A 16,269-nucleotide genomic window follows, 5' to 3' on the forward strand; every position below is an offset into this window, starting at 1 on the left:
TTTCGCGTTGCAGGGTTTTAGCAACTTACGTTGATGCCGGTTGAACGCTTGGCGCGGAGGAGGGCGATGGAGTCGTACTGGGGTTGGTAGGAGCCCTGCTGGGGAGAGTGGGGGGAGCCAGGGAGCCGTACTGGGGACAGTAGGCCTGGATCGCAGCTCCGGTGAAGTAGGCCGCATTGAGCGGGGGCCAGTTGGTGGCGTTGGTGACCTTGGTGGCCAGGTCCGCGTTGCTGGTGTTGGGGTTATCGCGAAGGGTGGCGCAGACGACGGTCTTGGCCACCTGGATTGCTCGCTCGGGTGCGCCAAAGTCTATGCCGGAGGTGTTGAGGTTGGTTGTGAATGCGTCGTCAGTGGCGTCCGCATGGGCCGGCGTTGCCAACCCGACGGACCCGAGGGCAAGCACGAGCGACGCTATGGCTCGCACCATCATGGCATCGCCCTCCTAGTTGGGATGTCGCGACGAGATTTCACGGCATTTTAGCTAGCACCCGACACACGGCGCCCCTCGGCAGCCATTGAGTAGCTATGTGGACCCCCACCAGAGCCACAGGTTCCTCCGGTCCCGCCGTCGCCGCCTGAGGTACCCGCGGTGGGCGTGCCGGGTGACCCGTTGCCAGCCGTCCTTCCGTCGCCGGCACCGCCGTTGCCGTCCCTCGGTCGCCGGCGCCGCCGTTGCCCCACAGTCCGGCCGACCCACCTGCCCCACCGGCCTGACCGATGGGCCCCCGCTGCACCGTTGCCGCCGTTCGAATGCGCTCATCAGAACTCCGGCTCGGATTCTCGCTAGTTTTCTGACGTGTCATCTAGAAGAGTCGACCGCGACCTCGAGAGCCTTACAGATCGCGCGTATCCGGGTGTCGGCGAGGCGGCCAAGCCGATTCACCAATACCGCGACCGAGACGCTTTCGACTGAGTCCAAATTCACTGCGGAGCGGCGCGGGATCGGGTCGGAACCCGGTTCAAGAATTACCTCGCTGGCTAGCCCCCGGATGGTCGTGGTGCAGGGCGCGACGAGTGTCCGTCGAAGCCGAGGGATCGCGGCATCGCGCGACAGCACAACGACTGGACGCCGACCGATCTCGGCCATCTCACACCACCACACCTCTCCGCGTGCCGGAAGTGCGCTCACGAGTCTCCAGCCGCGCGCCGCCACGACGCTAGATCGCCCCACTCGTCGGGCTCATCAACCGGGTGCTTGTCGTAGGCCGCATAGCTCGCATCCACCTCGGCCGATCGATGACGAGCAAGTAATGCCGCGAGGGCCTCATCGATGAGGGCTGCGTCAGTGATTCCTGCCCGCATGTCGCGCGCACTGTTCAAAAGTGCGGCGTCGACAGTAGTGCTCAACCGTATGCGATTCATGCCACTACTATGCCACGGCCTGGGCAAACTCCCATGCAAGCTTCTGGGCGCATCCCTAGAGAGTCCAGCATCTACCCACTCATCGAAACCTTGGTCGCAGCAACCGATCTCACTGCCCTCCGCGACATGGCCGATTCCGAGCCCGACGTTGCGCAGCGAACCGACGTGCGTCGTCAAGCGGTCGCCGCACTCGATGCCAACATCGCAGGCGCCCAGATCACCACCACCGCGCGCCTGGTTCGCGTCCTCGCGCAAGCCCACGGCCATCACGTCCTGATACCGCTGCTCGGCCACGGTTAACTCCTTCATTGAAGGAGTGTCAAGGATCAGCCGAAGCAACTGTCAAGCATCAGCCGAAACACTGTCAGGCATCACCCGAAGACAAAATGTCAAGCATCAGCCGAGGTCATACACCCGAAGCAGTGCCCCCGGCAGGATTCGAACCTGCGACACCGGCTTTAGGAGAGCCGTGCTCTATCCCCTGAGCTACGAGGGCGGACTGGCTGAGCTTACCGGGGAGGCGGCTCAGCGCAGTTCGGCGATCACCTTGCCGAAGTTCTCAATGTGATTGTCCTGCACAGTGAAGTACGAAACGCCGTACTTCTCGCGATGCTCGGACAGCTTGTCGGCCATCGCGCGGGGCGGCCCGCTGAGAACCGAGTGCATCGCCAATAACTGCTCGTCAGGCAAGTCCGGAGCGTTGCGGCGGGTCAACGACAAGTTGGGCATGCTTTCGCCTTCGCGCGGGACGGCGGTGATAACCAGGTTCAGCTCCAGCGGCTCAAACCGATCGCCGGCGGCGTTGCGGACGAAGTCGATGCGTTCGGCCAATGGGTCCTCGACGTCTCGCACCTTGGCTCCGGTCAGCCCGATGATGTCGGCATGCCGGGCGGCCAGCGTCATCACCCGGTCGCCGCTGCCAGCGATCAGGAGCGGCACCGTCGGGTGATGATCGCTGAGGTAGGCCGTCATGTGTTCGAGGTAGTCGACGCGGGCTCCGGCGCTTGGGTAAGGCAGTTCGGCGGCCTCGAATTCTGCTCGCTCGTAGCCCGCGCCGAGGCCCAGCTCAACACGGCCGTCGCTAAGCACTTCCAGCGCTTCGATGTCTCGGCTCAACAGGGCCGGCTTGTAGAAGCCGGCATTGAGCACGTACATGCTCAGCCGGATCTTCGTGGTGACCATGGCGACCGCGGTCAGTGCCGGGAATGGCGCGATCGCGCCCAAATGGTCGGGCACGCAGAGTACGTCGAAACCAAGATCTTCGGCGCGTTTGGCCTGGTCTTCCAGCGCCGCACGGGACCTGATGAAGCGGACGCTCAGTCCGAAGCGAAAGTCCTTGGCCACCAACAACCTCCGTCGCTCGAATCGCGGGGGACACCTACCAAGATCGAGCCGCGTCCACCAACCCGCGCACCAACGCGCCCGTGACCGGCGACAGGCCGTCTGGACCAGGGAGCGCACTGCGCCGGCTCAGCCCTCTGACCCGAACCGACAGTTCCAGCTGGGTCCCGCCGTCTCGTACCCGATTGACCGGGTTGTTGGGATGCAGGCCCCGCAGCTCCAGCGGGATTGCGTCGAGGTCGGTCACGACCTGATATCCCGGCAGCTGGATGTGCCGGGCAAGGTGGGCAGCCAACGCCCGGTTGCGGCCGCCGGCCAGCAGCTGGGTGTTGCGCCCGATGCGGCCGTAGCCGTGCAGTGAGACCGCGACATCGACGTGATCGAGGAACTCCGAGAGCCGTGACGAATCGGCGGGATCGAACCGGGCCGACGGCAGGTGATGCGGATAATGGTCGGGATGCCGCACCAGGTACACCGATGCCTCCGCCGCCTTGGCGGCGCGTACGGCGATCACGTCGGTCATCTGTTCCAGGCCGCCGCCGTGGATGGCGAGAAAACCGAACCGCGACCGCAGCTGACCGTACTCGGTCACCCCGGGCTCGCTCAGCAATGCTGAAAGCGACTGTGGCGCAGGCGTACTCGATGCCGCTGGTCGCGGCGAATGCGCGTGGTCCCAACGGCGCAGGAACTCGATCCAGCGTTGCGGCAGCCGGTGGTGGACCGCGCCTCTGATGATGCGCGGCAGGTAGCCGGGCCGGGGCGGGCCCGGAGTTACCCGGTGATCGATGTAGACCCAGGCCGGCGCGGGCCCGCCGTCGGTGCGCACGGTGAGCCGGTCCCGCCGGTACCGCAGCGGCACTCCCTCGGCACTGTCCAACGTGGCCAGGTCGCGGTCAGACACCTGCCAGAGCACTCCGTGCACCTGACTCCCGGCGAACGCGTCGACGGTGGCCACACCTCGCTGGTTGATCAGCCAGTCGTGATTGCTGAGTACGGCCGGCCGCGGATCACCGGCGTCGGGACAGCGCATGGCCATCTGCCGGACGCACAGATTGGACCCGTATGCGAAATAGGAATGACGCCGGACCGGCATTCAGCCCGTCACGGTCAGATAAATCAGCACCACATTAAGCAGACTAATCATCACCGCGACCACCCAGCCAACAACGGTCGTGACGCGATGGTTAATATCGCTGCCCATCACCTCGGAGTTGCTGGTCAACCTGACCAGTGGCAGCACCGCGAACGGTATCCCGAAAGACAGCACAACCTGCGAAAGCACCAAGGTGCGCGTGGGGTCGAAGCCCATCGCGAGAATCGCGACCGCCGGGCACAACGTGATAAGCCGGCGTACCAGCATCGGAACCGACCAGTGCAGCAATCCCTGCATGATCATGGCGCCGGCGTAGGCGCCCACCGACGCCGACGCCAGGCCTGAGGCCAGCAGCCCGACCGCGAACAGCACCGCGATCGTCGCTCCCAAAGTGTCATGGACAGCGACGTAGGCGCCTTCGATCGAGGCCGTCTCCCCGCGACCGCGCATGTTGAGCGCGGCAACCAGCAGCATCGCGGCATTTACCCCGCCGGCGATTATCATCGCCAGGCCCACGTCCCAGCGGGTGACGCGCAACAGCCGGCGCCGGATTGCTCCCGGCTCGGGATGCCCGTGCCGGTCGCGCGCGAGACCGGAATGCAGATAGACGGCGTGCGGCATCACGGTTGCCCCGAGGATGGCCGCGGCCAGGAGCACGCTCTCGGTTCCGTTGAACCGAGGTAACAGGCCGGCGAGGACGGCATCGGGGGGAGGTGTGGCGACGAAGAAACTGGACGTGAACCCTATCGCGATCACCATCAGCAACCCGGTGATGACGGTCTCGAACAGGCGCTGGCCGCGACGGTCCTGGACCGTCAGCAGCAGCAATGAGATCACCCCGGTGATGATCCCGCCGATCGGCAGCGGCAGGTTGAACAGGATCCGCAACGCGATGGCTCCGCCGATCACTTCGGCCACATCGGTTGCCATCGCCACGATCTCCGCCTGCGCCCAGAAGGCCAGCCGGGCGGGACGTCCCATCCGGTTTCCGATCGCCTCGGGCAGTGACTGTCCGGTCACCAACCCGAGTTTCGCGGACAGGTACTGGACCAGGCCGGCCATCACGTTGGCCGCGACTATGACCCATAACAGCAGGTAGCCAAACTGGGCGCCGGAGCTGACGTTGGCGGCGACGTTCCCGGGGTCGACATAGGCGATCGCAGCAACGAAGGCCGGGCCGAGCAGATACCAGCTCGTCTTCACCGAGGTTTGGACGTCCTGGGCCAACTCACCGACCTTCGATCCGCATCATCGAATAAGAAAGTGAGGTTATCCGAAACCCGTTCGCTGCGGCCACCGGTGGGCCCATTCCCCGTCCAGTTACCTATCGATAGTCGGGATTGGCGAAGTCCGGTCGGCAGCCGGCATCCCACTTGGTGCGCTGATTTCCATAGGCTGGGATGCCGCCGGCGGTCCGCAACATCTGAGCGAGGTGCATCAAGTTGTACGTCATGAACGTGGTGTTGCGATTGGTGAAGTCGTTGTCGGGTCCGCCCGACCCGGGGTCCAGATACGACGGTCCCGGACCGGCCTCACCGATCCAGCCCGCGTCCGCTTGGGGCGGGATCGTGTATCCCAGATGTTGCAGACTGTAGAGCACGTTCATCGCGCAATGTTTGACCCCGTCTTCGTTTCCGGTGATCAGGCATCCGCCGACGCGTCCGTAGTAGGCGTACTGACCGTCCTCGTTGAGCAGGTGCGAGCACGCGTAGAGACGCTCGATCACCTGCTTCATCACAGAACTGTTGTCGCCCAACCAGATTGGTCCGCACAGGACGAGAATGTCAGCGTCGAGGACGCGTTGATAGATGCCCGGCCATGCGTCAGTTTCCCAGCCGTGTTCGGTCATGTCGGGCCATACGCCGGTCGCGATCTCGTGGTCGATGGCGCGCAAATGGTCAACCTCGACGCCATGCTCGCGCATGACCCCGGCGCTGCGTTGGATCAGGCCCTCGGTATGGCTGAGTTCGGGCGAGCGCTTCAGGGTTGCGTTAATGAAAAGTGCACGAATGCCATCGAACCGCGGCGCTGGAGCGCCTTCGTCGGGAGTCGCAGCCATGCTCACCTCACGCGTCGTAGTGGTCGCCGAGTAGAACCCTGATGGCGATCGGCCAACGGCATAGTAATCGCCATGACCGTCTTTCGCCCCGCCGTCAGCCATGGTTGTCACATCCGAGTGCTGGGCACCGCAGATCTCGGAAGCACACTGAGGATCGCCTGACGAACTACGTGTTCGCCGCTACGTCCAACCGGGGCCGATGACGATCTTCGAATGGCGCGACCGTTCGCCATCAGACTCTAGGCACCGGGCGAGGGAGCTTGCCACGATCGGTGAAGTACCCAGGGGGAAAGCCGATTTCGATCCCGCAACCATGTACCGTCCACCCAAGCTTTGGTGAGCTTGGCCGTGTGACGCAGGAGCGGGGGCGTATCACGAGCGGCCTCGGTGTCGCACGACGAGTTAGGCGGGTGTATACAGCCCCCGACCGGTGACCAGGGGCAGGTCGAGCGTGGTCCGGATACCGGGCTCCGCGGCCACCACTGCCGGGATGGCGTTGACCACCCGCATCGCCGTCGCGACCAGCCCGGCATGGTTGTGGTCACCTCGGCGGCTGCTCAGGCAGATGTCCATGGCGTAGGAGGGTTCGCCGGTTATTTCGATGCGGTAGGAACCGCCGGGCTGCGCGGGCTGCGGCCAGTCGGGACACAGGTCCTCACGTAACCGGGTGACGTGTTCCAGCACAACAGCGGGCCGGCCGTTGGACATCCCGAGCACTTCGAACCGCAGGGCCGCCGCGCTGCCCTGCCGAATGTGGCCAGACGAGATGTCGAAGGCTTCGGGTGCCGGTACCCGGACGTGGTTCTCGGTGACCGCGTCGAGCGAAATACCCAGGCCCGCAGCAAGTTGGCGGACCACCGATCCCCACGCCAAGCTCAGGACACCGGGCTGCAGCAACATCGGGATCTCGTCCATCGACTTGCCAAAACCCATCACTTCGAACATGACGACGGCGCTGTCATACGTCGCATAGTCGACGATCTCCATGCAGCGCACTTGTTCGATGTTCTGACACGTGCCGGCCAGCGCAAGCGGCAGCAGGTCGTTGGCGAATCCCGGGTCGATGCCGCTGACATATAGGCTTGAATTGCCTTGCTGGGCAGCATCTTCCAGGGGTTTGATGAGTTCTTCGGGGATCACTTGCCACGGGTATTGCAAGAAAACGGGCCCGCTGCCGACGATATTGATCCCGGCTGCCAGGACGCGGCGGTAATCCTCCAGTGCCTCGGGGAGCCGGTTGTCGGCCATCGCGTTGTAGACCGCGCATTGCGGACCGGTGGCGAGTACGGCGTCCAGATCGGTGCTGGCCAGCACCCCGGTGGAATCGGTGAGCCCGGCGAGCTCGGCCGCGTCCTTACCGGCCTTGACATCCGATGACACCCACACGCCGGTGAGTTCGAACTCCGGGTTGGTGATGAGCGCTCTCAGCGAATGGATGCCGACGTTGCCGGTACCGAGCTGAACGACGGGTATTGGCATGACTGGCTCCTTACAGGTCGGGTACCGGGATGTCGAGATTGGGGAACGTGAGGCCCCCGTCGACCTCCAGTGTCTTGCCGGTCAGGAAACTGCCGGCGGGAGACGCCAAATAGACCGCCGCAGCGGCGATATCGACCGGATCACCCAGGCGGCGCAAAGGTGTCGCCTTCTCCATCGGCGCGCGCAGCTCGTCGTTGGAGGCCACCACATCGAGCGCAGACGTCAGTATCGATCCCGGCGCGATGGCGTTGACCCGGATGCGTGGGCACAGGTCGAGGGCCGTCAGCCGGGTGTAGTGAGACAACGCGGCCTTGGCGGTGCCATAGGCGGCGAAACCGCGACCGGCCAGCCGGCCCATCGTCGAGGTGATGTTGATGATGCTGCCGCCGCCGGAGTGTTCGAGCATCAACGGCGCCGCGGCGACGGTCAATGCGTGGGCGGTGCCGACGTTGAAAGTGAACGCGTCCTTGAGTTCCTTGGTCGAGGTGGTCAGCAGGGTGTTGGGCATGGTTCCGCCGACGTTGTTGACGACGATATCTAGTTTTCCGAAAGCCTCAACCGCCTGACGGGCCAGCTGTGCGGTCACGTCCGGATGGGCCAGGTCGGCGGCGACGACATGGGCGCGACGGCCGGCCGCTCGTACCTGTTCGGCGACCTCGTCCAGCTGGGATTGTGTTCGCGATGCAATGACAACATCCGCGCCGGCCTCGGCGAAAGCTAAGGCGATGGCCGCGCCCAGACCGCGGCCCCCGCCGGTGATGACGGCGACTTTGTCGTCGAGACGGAACCTGTCGAGGATCACTGCGGCCTCGTTTCAGTTGTCGGCCGAAACGACAGTGTTCCATGCCGTCTCGGGAGGGAGCATTTCTGTAACAGGTTCTAGTTTGTCATAACGGCGTGGATATGTAACGCCGCCGAGTTTTATCCGGGTTCGCACGGTGTGCCGAAGCTGAAAATCTGTTTGAATCAGGGACCGGGAACTCGAGGACTTGATGTCGGCCTGCGAGTCAGATCCGGGCCAACGTCAACTGTTTTATCGGAGGTTACTTGTTGTTAATCTAGCCTCAATGCTGCGAGGCAAACGGCTGGTTGGCGGGCCGCGGCTTACGGGTAGCGGCGAAGATGTTTCATCTCTACCGTTAGGAACTGAATTGAAACTCAACCGATTTGGCGCCGCGCTGAGTGTCCTGGCTTCTGGTGCACTGGTTTTAACAGCGTGTGGCAGCGACAACAACGCAACTGGGGGAGGTGCACCGGGCGGCCAGGGGTCGAGCAACGTCAATTGCGGCGGGAAGAAGACGCTGAAGGCCAGCGGATCGACAGCCCAAGCCAACGCGATGACCCGCTTTGTCAAGGCGTTCGAGCAGGCTTGCCCGGGGCAGACATTGAATTACACCGGCAACGGTTCGGGGGCCGGGATAAGCGAATTCAATGGCAGTCAAACAGATTTCGGTGGTTCGGACTCCCCGCTGAGCAAGGAGGAGGCAGCCGCCGCGCAGCAGCGGTGCGGTGGGTCGCCGGCGTGGAACTTGCCGGTGGTGTTCGGCCCCATAGCGGTCACGTACAACATCAACGGCGTCAGTTCGCTAAACCTGGACGGCGCTACCTTGGCCAAGATTTTCAACGGCGCGATCACCACCTGGAACGATCCCGCAATCCAGGGACTCAACTCGGGCACCAACCTGCCCGCAACGCCGATCCACGTCGTGTTCCGCAGTGATGAGTCCGGGACCACGGATAACTTCCAGCGCTATCTCGATGCCGCGTCCAACGGTGCGTGGGGCAAGGGCGCTGGAAAGGCATTCAAAGGCGGTGTCGGCGAGGGCGCCAAGGGCAACGACGGCACCTCGGCGGCTATCAAGAACACCGAAGGATCCATCACCTACAACGAATGGTCGTTCGCCCAAGCGCAACACCTGAACATGGCCAAGATCGTCACCTCGGCCGGACCGGATGCGGTGGCCATCAGCACCGACTCGGTTGGCAAGACGATTGCCGGTGCCACGATCGTCGGGCAGGGAAACGACCTTGTGCTCGACACGGTCTCGTTCTACCGGCCGACCCAGCCCGGTTCCTACCCGATCGTGCTGGCAACCTACGAGATTGTCTGCTCGAAGTACCCCGACGCGCAGGTCGGCACCGCGGTGAAGGCGTTCCTGCAAAGCACCATTGGCGCCGGCCAAAATGGACTGGGAGACAACGGGTATATCCCGATCCCGGACGCATTCAAGTCGAGGTTGTCGACCGCGGTCAACGCCATCGCCTGATCTGAGGTCAATGTGGTCAAAGGCCCCCGGGCCAAGTCGGCGCTAGTGGCCGTGGACGCGCGCGCATCTCGACGGGCGGACCGGCTGTTCAAATTGATCGCGGCCGCAGCCGGTTCGGTGATCGTGATCGCAATCCTGCTGATCGCGATATTCCTGTTCATTCGCGCCGTCCCGTCGTTGCGTGCGAACAACGCGAACTTCTTCACCAGTGCCGCGTTCGACACCGCCGACGACGAAAGGCTGGCATTCGGTATCCGTGACTTGTTCATGGTTACGGTGCTCAGTTCGGTAAGCGCGCTGGTGTTGGCCGTGCCGATCGCGGTGGGCATCGCGGTGTTCCTCACCCAATACGCGCCGAGGAGGTTGTCGCGTCCATTCGGTGCGATGGTCGATCTGCTGGCCGCCGTGCCGTCGATCATTTTCGGGTTGTGGGGAATCTTCGTGCTGGCACCGAAATTGGAGCCGATCGCGAGCTTTCTCAACCGCAACCTCAGTTGGTTGTTTCTGTTCAAGCAGGGCAATGTGTCGCTGGCCGGCGGAGGCACGATCTTTACCGCCGGCATCGTGCTCGCGGTGATGATTCTGCCGATCGTCACCTCGGTATCGCGCGAAGTGTTCCGGCAGACGCCGCTTATCCAGATCGAAGCAGCGCAGGCGCTCGGCGCGACGAAGTGGGAAGTGGTGCGGATGACCGTGCTGCCATTTGGCCGTAGCGGTGTGGTCGCGGCGGCAATGCTGGGATTGGGTCGTGCCCTGGGCGAAACCGTGGCGGTGCTGATCATCTTGCGGTCGGCCGCCAAGCCGGGGAACTGGTCGCTGTTCGACGGCGGTTACACGTTCGCATCCAAGATTGCCTCCGCGGCTTCGGAATTCAGTGAACCGCTGCCGACCGGAGCCTACATCTCTGCGGGCTTCGCGCTGTTCATTCTGACTTTCGTGGTCAACGCCGCCGCCCGCGCAATCGCCGGCGGCAAGGTCAACGGATAACGGATGAGCCACGATGAGCCTTGACGCGCTCGACCGCCCGGTCAAAGCGGTGGTATTCCGACCTTTGAGCCGTAGGCGCTGGATCAAAAACCACGTCGCGACAATGTTTTTCTTCACCTCGTTCGCCATTGCGTTGGTGCCGCTGTTCTGGCTGCTAGGGGTCGTGATCGCACGAGGCTGGTACGGCGTCACCCGGTCGACTTGGTGGACCCACTCGCTGCGCGGTGTGTTGCCCGAGGAGTTCGCCGGCGGCGTCTACCACGCGCTGTACGGAACCGTCGTGCAGGCCGGCGTGGCAGCCGCGCTGGCCGTGCCGCTGGGCTTGATGACCGCGGTGTACCTGGTGGAATACGGAACCAGTCGGCTCGCGCGGGTAACCACCTTCATGGTCGATGTGCTCGCCGGGGTGCCCTCGATTGTGGCGGCGCTGTTCATCTTCAGTTTATGGATCGCCACCCTTGGATTTCAGCAGAGCGCCTTTGCCGTGTCCTTGGCGTTGGTGCTGCTGATGTTGCCCGTAGTGGTGCGATCCACCGAGGAGATGCTCAGGCTGGTTCCCGACGAATTGCGGGAAGCCAGTTACGCCTTGGGTGTTCCGAAATGGAAGACGATCGTCCGCATCGTCTTCCCAATCGCGATGCCGGGCATCGTGTCCGGCATTTTGTTGTCGATCGCACGGGTCATCGGTGAGACGGCACCGGTGCTGGTGCTGGTCGGCTACAGCCGCTCAATCAACGTCGACATCTTCAACGGCAACATGGCCTCGCTGCCGCTGCTGATCTACACCGAGCTCACCAATCCCGAACACGCCGGCTTCCTGCGCATTTGGGGCGCTGCCCTGACCCTGATCATCATTGTGGCCGTGATCAACTTGATCGCCGCGGGGATTCGTTTCGTGGCCAGCCGACGTCGCTGAACTAGCCCTCACGAGCCCTGCGCGAGTTTCAGCACCCTGCCATTGCCGCGGTCGGCGACGTAGACGTTCCCGTTCTTGTCCACCGCCACCGACAACGGGGTGTTGAGCCCGGTGAATGGCAGCTCGGTCGAGGCGGTGCCTCCAGCCGGCAACTTTGCCACCACGTTGTTGTCGTGTTCGGTGACATAGATGTTGCCGGCACCGTCCACCGCGATACCCCACGGCGCGGTGAGGCCGGTGAACGGTAGCACGGACTGGTTGTTGGTCCCGGCGTCCAGTTTCAGCACGCGATTGTTGTCGGTGTCGGTGACATAGATGTTGCCGTCGTTGTCCACGGCTACCCCGTCGGGGTTCTTGAGGCCGGTGAACGGCAGCACGGTCTGGGCGTTCGCGCCGGGCGCCAACTTCACTACCCGGTTGTTGCCACGGTCGGCGACATACACATTGCCCTGTGGGTCCACCGCAATACCCTCGGGGTAGTTGAGACCGTCGAATGGCAGCACAACCTGGTTGTTCGAGCCGGCCGGCAAGGCCACCACCCGGTTGTTGAAGTCGCTGACGTAGATCTTGCCGGAGCCGTCGACCGCCAATCCCTGCGGCTCGTAGAGCCCGTTGAACGGCTTCACCACCGGAGTGCTGGAGCCCGCCGCCAACGCCACCACCCGGCCGTACATCGTTTGGTTGGTGATGTAGACAGTGCCGTCGTTGTCGACGGCCACCCCGCCGGGGGACAGGCGGAAGTTGAGCCCGGTGAACGGCAGCACGACTTGCCCCGATGCCGCCTGCGTGGACGAGCCCTTTGGCCTCGTCACCACGAACGCGGTGATCCCGGCAATGGCGATCAGGATGACCGCGGCAACCGCACCGATAACCAACGGCTTACGGCTCTTGCGGGGCGGGGTAGTCAGAAAAGGTTGTGATGGTTGGCCGAAACTCGGTGGGCCGGCGGGCGCGATCCCCGGTTGACTTGGGACGCCGGCGGCGCTCGGCACCGGGGCGGCCAGAGTCCACTCGTCGGACGCTTTCGGGGTTGAGCGCCAGCCGCTAGGGGTCGGTGGCAGCGGTCGAGCCACGGTCTCGTCGCCGGTTGGGTACTGGGGCGGTGGTGCAGCAGTGTGCGGCGTCTGCTGGAGACCCGCGCCGGTGTAGTTGGTCCAACCGCCACCAACGTCGGGAGTGACGACGGGGGCCATCAGGGTCGCGTTGTCGCCTTGCCGCAGGATGCTAGCTTCCTGGTTCTGCTCGGGCGTGGAGAGCGCGTCGTGGGCGGCGATGGCCAAATCGCCGGCGCTCATATAGCGATCCGCGGGGTTCTTGGCCATGCCCTTGGCAATGACATGGTCCAAGGCCGCCGGAATCCGTCCGGGCCGAAGCTGGCTGGGTCGGGGTGCAGGCTCCATGAGGTGTGCGGCTATCAACCGTTCGACGCTGTCGCCCCGGTACGGCGGTGCCCCGGTCAAACACTCGCCCAACACGCAGGCCAACGCGTAGATGTCGGCCCGGTACGTGACCTCGTTGCTGGTGAACCGTTCCGGGGCCATGTAGTTGTAGGTGCCCACCGCCATGCCGCGTTGGGTCAGTCCCGGATCGGCGGCGTTGCGGGCGATACCGAAGTCCACGAGATAGGCGAAATCGTTGCTGGCGACCAGGATGTTTTCCGGCTTCACGTCGCGGTGGGTAATGCCGCTGCCGTGCGCAGCGTCTAAAGCCGCGGCGATCTGGCGCACGATGGCCACCGCGCGTGCCGGGCTCAACGGACCGTATTGCGTCAGCATCGCACGCAGCGAGACGCCGTCGATCAGGCGCATCTCCACGTAGAACTGCCCGTCGATCTCGCCGTAGTCATGGATGGGCACGATGTGTGGCTCGGTCAGCCGCCCAGCGATGTCGGCTTCGCGGTGCATCCGTGCCAGAAACGTGGAGTTGTCTGAGAATTGCGCCGAGATCAGCTTCAGCGCGACGACCCGGTGCTTGCGGGTGTCCTCGGCCTCGTAGACCTCGCCCATCCCGCCCCGGCCAATCAGGCGCACCAGCTGATACGGCCCAAAACGCGAGCCCACCCGCGAATCCGGCCCGGTGACGCTCACCGTCGATGCTCCCTTCGCTCAGCCACCCAACAACCACATGCGAACCGCCGTGGTCAAACGGATGGTTAACCCACGGTAAATCCTCGGAGAGTGGGCACACAACAAAATCCCGCCACTCACATTGAATCTTGAATCACGAGTGTGTAACGACGTTCCGACTGCCAGGATACGGTTCTGTGCTGAGAAAACGCTTAATGACTTAAAGTCGTTCGAGCGCTTGGTAATTCACCCGGGTAAGCGCGTGGGCGCCGGGAGTCGGGTGCCTGCTCAGGCAATACTGTTCACCACGGGAATCAATTTCGATTGAAACGAGCTGGGCAGCGGAATGTATCCGTACTCATCCAAGCCAATTTGGCCGTCGCCAATTGTGGCCTGCATAAACGCTTTTACCGCTGTGCCGGTCGGGGCATCGGGATACTTCGAGCAGACGATTTCATAGGTCACCAACACGATGGGATAGGCGCCGACGAGTGTCGGCCGGTAGAACGACGACGTGTCCACCACCAGGTCGTTGCCTTCACCCCGGAATGTGGCGCCGGCAATCGTCTTACCGACCGTTTCGGCGGTGATGTTCACCGGATTCGGGCCCGCGGAGGTGATGATCTGGGCCATGTTCAACTGGTGGCCGACCGCGAACGACCATTCGTTGTAGGTGATCGAACCGTCCGTTCGTTTCATGGCTTGCGAGGTGCCGTCGTTTCCGGTAGCGCCTTCGCCGACGCCGCCGTTGAACGTCTGGCCGGCGCCTTTGCCCCACGCACCGTTGGACGCGGCGTCGAGATACTTCTGGAAGTTGTCGGTGGTACCGGACTGATCGGCGCGGAAGACGACATGGATCGGAGTGGGGGGCAGGTTGGCGGTGGTGTTGAGTGCCTTGATCGCCGGGTCGTCCCACTTGGTGATGGCGCCGTTGAAGATTCTCGCCGTCGTCGGACCATCCAGATTGAGCGAACTGACGCCGTTGATGTTGTACGTGACCGCGATCGGGCCGAACACAACCGGGATGTCCCACGCCGGCGACCCGCAGCGTTCTGCCGCCCGATCGGGTTCACCCTTGGCCGGGTTCATTGGCGAGTCGGAGCCGGCTAGATCGGTCTGGCCACCGAGAAACAGCTTCATTCCCGCACCGGAGCCGTTCGCGTTGTAGTCCAGCGTGTAGCCCGGGCACGCATGGATGTAGGCGTACACGAACTGCTCCATCGCATTCTTTTGCGCGGTCGAGCCCGCGGCCAGAATCTTCTTCTTGCCGCCGCAGTTCACCGGGACCGTGGGTGAGCTGGATCCCGACGACGACGCCGCGTTGTTCGAGTGGCCGCCGCACGCCGATAACACCAGTGCGCTGACGACGAGCAGGCTCAGTGCGGCGCCAGATCGAGTGAACTTCACGGAAGCTCCTCCTGAAGACTCGGGGTCGGACGATGAGCTTACGCCCGTTCGACGTGCTCCCCGCCAATGAATGGCGGGGATTCCCGTGGCGGCTATGCCGCTGTTGGGCTGCTTCCTGCGTCATCGTCCCGTGCCTACCGTGTGGTGGGAGGCCTTACCGGGACTCCCCAGTCGTTAGCCCCAAGGTGTCGGTCAGGACTTTGACGCCGCTTTCGTCCGCGCCTTCTTGGCCGGAGTCTTTTTCGCGGCGGACTTCTTAGCCGGTTGTTTGCCGTTGCCCGAGCGGGCTTTCACACTGGCCTCCAGCTTGGCGAGCAGGTCGGACACATCCTCGGCCTCGTCCAGCTCCTTAGGCTGCTCCTCGACGGTAAATGCTTCCCCGCCTTCGAGTTTGGCGTCAACCAGCTCCTGCAATTGCTCCTGATAGCTATCGTGATAGCGGTCTGGGTTGAAATCATCGGCCATCGACTCAACAACCTGGCCAGCCATCTTGAGCTCGGCCGGTTTGATCTCGACCTGCTTGTCCAGCACCGGAAAATCGGGATCGCGGATCTCGTCGGGCCACAGCAAGGTGTGCACGACCATCACGTCGCGCTTGCCGAAGTCCTTGACGCGCAACGCCGCCAGGCGGGTCTTGTTACGCAGGGTAAAGTGGACGATCGCCATCCGGTCCGTCTCGCCGAGCGTCTTTGCCAGCAGCACATAGGATTTGGATGACTTCGAATCCGGCTCCAGGAAGTAGCTGCGGTCAAACATCATTGGGTCGACGTCGCTGGCCGGGACGAATTCCAGTACCTCGATTTCGCGGCTGCGCTCTTCGGGCAAGGTGGCGATGTCGTCGTCGGTGATGATGACCATCTGTCCGTCGTCGGATTCGTAGGCACGGGCGAGGTCGCTGTATTCGACCACCTCGCCACACACCTCGCACACGCGCTTGTACCGGATGCGCCCGTTGTCCTTGGCGTGCACCTGATGGAACTTGATGTCGTGGTCCTCGGTGGCGCTGTAGACCTTGACCGGCACGTTCACGAGCCCGAAGGCGATCGAGCCCTTCCAGATGGAGCGCATGCAGTCAGTATGCCCACATCGTCAGGGGGGTTAACAGCACGGAGCGGGCCGGTCGCCCGCGAGACCGACTACGGCCGGAGCCATGTGACGTCCATCGGTTGCGGCCGGGGGGGACCGGCGGCTTTAGCCGCCGGGGGAATCCGGCCAGGCGAACAGCGTCGCATCCGGTAGTTGTCGGTGTCGTTGCATATGGTGCGTGGTGTGTCGCAGCGCCGGTTTTGCCG

General features: G+C 63.5%; 15 protein-coding genes, 1 tRNA gene and 1 pseudogene. 4 read left to right on the forward strand and 13 right to left on the reverse strand.

The window, feature by feature from the left end; all coding sequences use genetic code 11:
- Nucleotides 1-25: 25 nt before the first annotated feature.
- The 3 genes and pseudogenes from MSIMFI_RS11985 to mazE5 form a co-directional block, all read right to left on the reverse strand.
- The gene (locus MSIMFI_RS11985) at nucleotides 26-430 is read right to left on the reverse strand and encodes a DUF732 domain-containing protein (protein WP_191497361.1); all 405 of its coding nucleotides are present in this window, start codon (nucleotides 428-430) and stop codon (nucleotides 26-28) included.
- Nucleotides 431-799: 369 nt separating this feature from the next.
- A complete protein-coding gene (locus MSIMFI_RS11990) occupies nucleotides 800-1,129 on the reverse strand; it encodes a type II toxin-antitoxin system PemK/MazF family toxin (RefSeq protein ID WP_191497362.1) in 330 nt (109 codons plus the stop codon).
- Nucleotides 1,126-1,386 (reverse strand): annotated as a pseudogene (gene mazE5, locus MSIMFI_RS11995) (type II toxin-antitoxin system antitoxin MazE5); the annotation flags it as partial. The gene MSIMFI_RS11990 and the pseudogene mazE5, both read right to left, overlap by 4 nt.
- 102 nt (nucleotides 1,387-1,488) lie before the next feature.
- On the opposite strand from mazE5, the gene MSIMFI_RS12000 reads away from it, so the two are divergent.
- Entirely contained in the window at nucleotides 1,489-1,662 is a 174-nt protein-coding gene (locus MSIMFI_RS12000; RefSeq protein WP_224770279.1) for a hypothetical protein, read from the forward strand.
- Nucleotides 1,663-1,785: 123 nt separating this feature from the next.
- Here MSIMFI_RS12000 and MSIMFI_RS12005 read toward each other — a convergent pair.
- From MSIMFI_RS12005 to MSIMFI_RS12035, 7 genes are all read right to left on the reverse strand, one after another.
- A tRNA-Arg gene (locus MSIMFI_RS12005) sits at nucleotides 1,786-1,858 on the reverse strand.
- A gap of 29 nt (nucleotides 1,859-1,887) precedes the next feature.
- The gene (locus MSIMFI_RS12010) at nucleotides 1,888-2,712 is read right to left on the reverse strand and encodes an LLM class F420-dependent oxidoreductase (protein ID WP_191497364.1); all 825 of its coding nucleotides are present in this window, start codon (nucleotides 2,710-2,712) and stop codon (nucleotides 1,888-1,890) included.
- A 28-nt stretch (nucleotides 2,713-2,740) separates the two neighbouring features.
- Entirely contained in the window at nucleotides 2,741-3,796 is a 1,056-nt protein-coding gene (locus MSIMFI_RS12015; RefSeq protein ID WP_191497365.1) for a poly-gamma-glutamate hydrolase family protein, read from the reverse strand.
- Nucleotides 3,797-5,023: an Nramp family divalent metal transporter gene (locus MSIMFI_RS12020; protein ID WP_191497366.1), complete on the reverse strand. Its 1,227-nt coding sequence runs from the start codon at nucleotides 5,021-5,023 to the stop codon at nucleotides 3,797-3,799.
- 97 nt (nucleotides 5,024-5,120) lie between these two features.
- Nucleotides 5,121-5,855, reverse strand: a complete 735-nt coding sequence (locus MSIMFI_RS12025) for a flavodoxin family protein (protein WP_191498155.1) — start codon at nucleotides 5,853-5,855, stop codon at nucleotides 5,121-5,123.
- Between the two features lie 402 nt (nucleotides 5,856-6,257).
- Nucleotides 6,258-7,334 (reverse strand): NAD(P)H-dependent amine dehydrogenase family protein, encoded by a 1,077-nt coding sequence (locus MSIMFI_RS12030; protein ID WP_191497367.1) that lies wholly within the window; start codon nucleotides 7,332-7,334, stop codon nucleotides 6,258-6,260.
- A gap of 10 nt (nucleotides 7,335-7,344) precedes the next feature.
- Nucleotides 7,345-8,136, reverse strand: a complete 792-nt coding sequence (locus tag MSIMFI_RS12035) for an SDR family oxidoreductase (protein WP_191497368.1) — start codon at nucleotides 8,134-8,136, stop codon at nucleotides 7,345-7,347.
- 349 nt (nucleotides 8,137-8,485) lie between these two features.
- On the opposite strand from MSIMFI_RS12035, the gene pstS (MSIMFI_RS12040) reads away from it, so the two are divergent.
- Genes pstS (MSIMFI_RS12040) through pstA form a run of 3 tightly spaced genes read left to right on the forward strand, consistent with a single transcriptional unit; the run spans nucleotide 8,486 to nucleotide 11,504 of the window.
- Nucleotides 8,486-9,601 carry a phosphate ABC transporter substrate-binding protein PstS gene (gene pstS / locus MSIMFI_RS12040; protein WP_191497369.1) on the forward strand — a complete coding sequence of 372 codons (1,116 nt, stop codon included), beginning with the start codon at nucleotides 8,486-8,488 and terminating at the stop codon, nucleotides 9,599-9,601.
- A gap of 12 nt (nucleotides 9,602-9,613) precedes the next feature.
- Complete coding sequence (gene pstC, locus MSIMFI_RS12045; RefSeq protein ID WP_191497370.1) at nucleotides 9,614-10,588, forward strand: phosphate ABC transporter permease subunit PstC; 975 nt, start codon at nucleotides 9,614-9,616, stop codon at nucleotides 10,586-10,588.
- A 13-nt stretch (nucleotides 10,589-10,601) separates the two neighbouring features.
- Nucleotides 10,602-11,504 carry a phosphate ABC transporter permease PstA gene (pstA, locus tag MSIMFI_RS12050; protein WP_191497371.1) on the forward strand — a complete coding sequence of 301 codons (903 nt, stop codon included), beginning with the start codon at nucleotides 10,602-10,604 and terminating at the stop codon, nucleotides 11,502-11,504.
- Nucleotides 11,505-11,512: 8 nt separating this feature from the next.
- On the opposite strand, the gene MSIMFI_RS12055 is transcribed toward pstA, so the two are convergent.
- From MSIMFI_RS12055 to ku, 3 genes are all read right to left on the reverse strand, one after another.
- The gene (locus tag MSIMFI_RS12055; RefSeq protein ID WP_191497372.1) at nucleotides 11,513-13,591 is read right to left on the reverse strand and encodes a serine/threonine-protein kinase PknD; all 2,079 of its coding nucleotides are present in this window, start codon (nucleotides 13,589-13,591) and stop codon (nucleotides 11,513-11,515) included.
- A 267-nt stretch (nucleotides 13,592-13,858) separates the two neighbouring features.
- Nucleotides 13,859-14,977, reverse strand: coding sequence for a phosphate ABC transporter substrate-binding protein PstS (pstS, locus tag MSIMFI_RS12060; RefSeq protein WP_191497373.1), 1,119 nt, complete (start codon nucleotides 14,975-14,977; stop codon nucleotides 13,859-13,861).
- A 192-nt stretch (nucleotides 14,978-15,169) separates the two neighbouring features.
- Entirely contained in the window at nucleotides 15,170-16,045 is an 876-nt protein-coding gene (ku, locus tag MSIMFI_RS12065; protein WP_191497374.1) for a non-homologous end joining protein Ku, read from the reverse strand.
- Nucleotides 16,046-16,269 lie beyond the last annotated feature (224 nt).

This window comes from Mycobacterium simulans (assembly GCF_900232995.1).
GTDB lineage: Bacteria > Actinomycetota > Actinomycetes > Mycobacteriales > Mycobacteriaceae > Mycobacterium > Mycobacterium simulans.

Coding starts and splice junctions, on each gene's coding strand:
- MSIMFI_RS11985 (WP_191497361.1), bottom strand. CDS start 430: ATGATGGTGCGAGCCATAGCGTCGCTCGTGCTTGCCCTCGGGTCCGTC.
- MSIMFI_RS12000 (WP_224770279.1), top strand. CDS start 1,489: ATGGCCGATTCCGAGCCCGACGTTGCGCAGCGAACCGACGTGCGTCGT.
- MSIMFI_RS12015 (WP_191497365.1), bottom strand. CDS start 3,796: ATGCCGGTCCGGCGTCATTCCTATTTCGCATACGGGTCCAATCTGTGC.
- MSIMFI_RS12025 (WP_191498155.1), bottom strand. CDS start 5,855: ATGGCTGCGACTCCCGACGAAGGCGCTCCAGCGCCGCGGTTCGATGGC.
- MSIMFI_RS12030 (WP_191497367.1), bottom strand. CDS start 7,334: ATGCCAATACCCGTCGTTCAGCTCGGTACCGGCAACGTCGGCATCCAT.
- pstA (WP_191497371.1), top strand. CDS start 10,602: ATGAGCCTTGACGCGCTCGACCGCCCGGTCAAAGCGGTGGTATTCCGA.
- ku (WP_191497374.1), bottom strand. CDS start 16,045: ATGCGCTCCATCTGGAAGGGCTCGATCGCCTTCGGGCTCGTGAACGTG.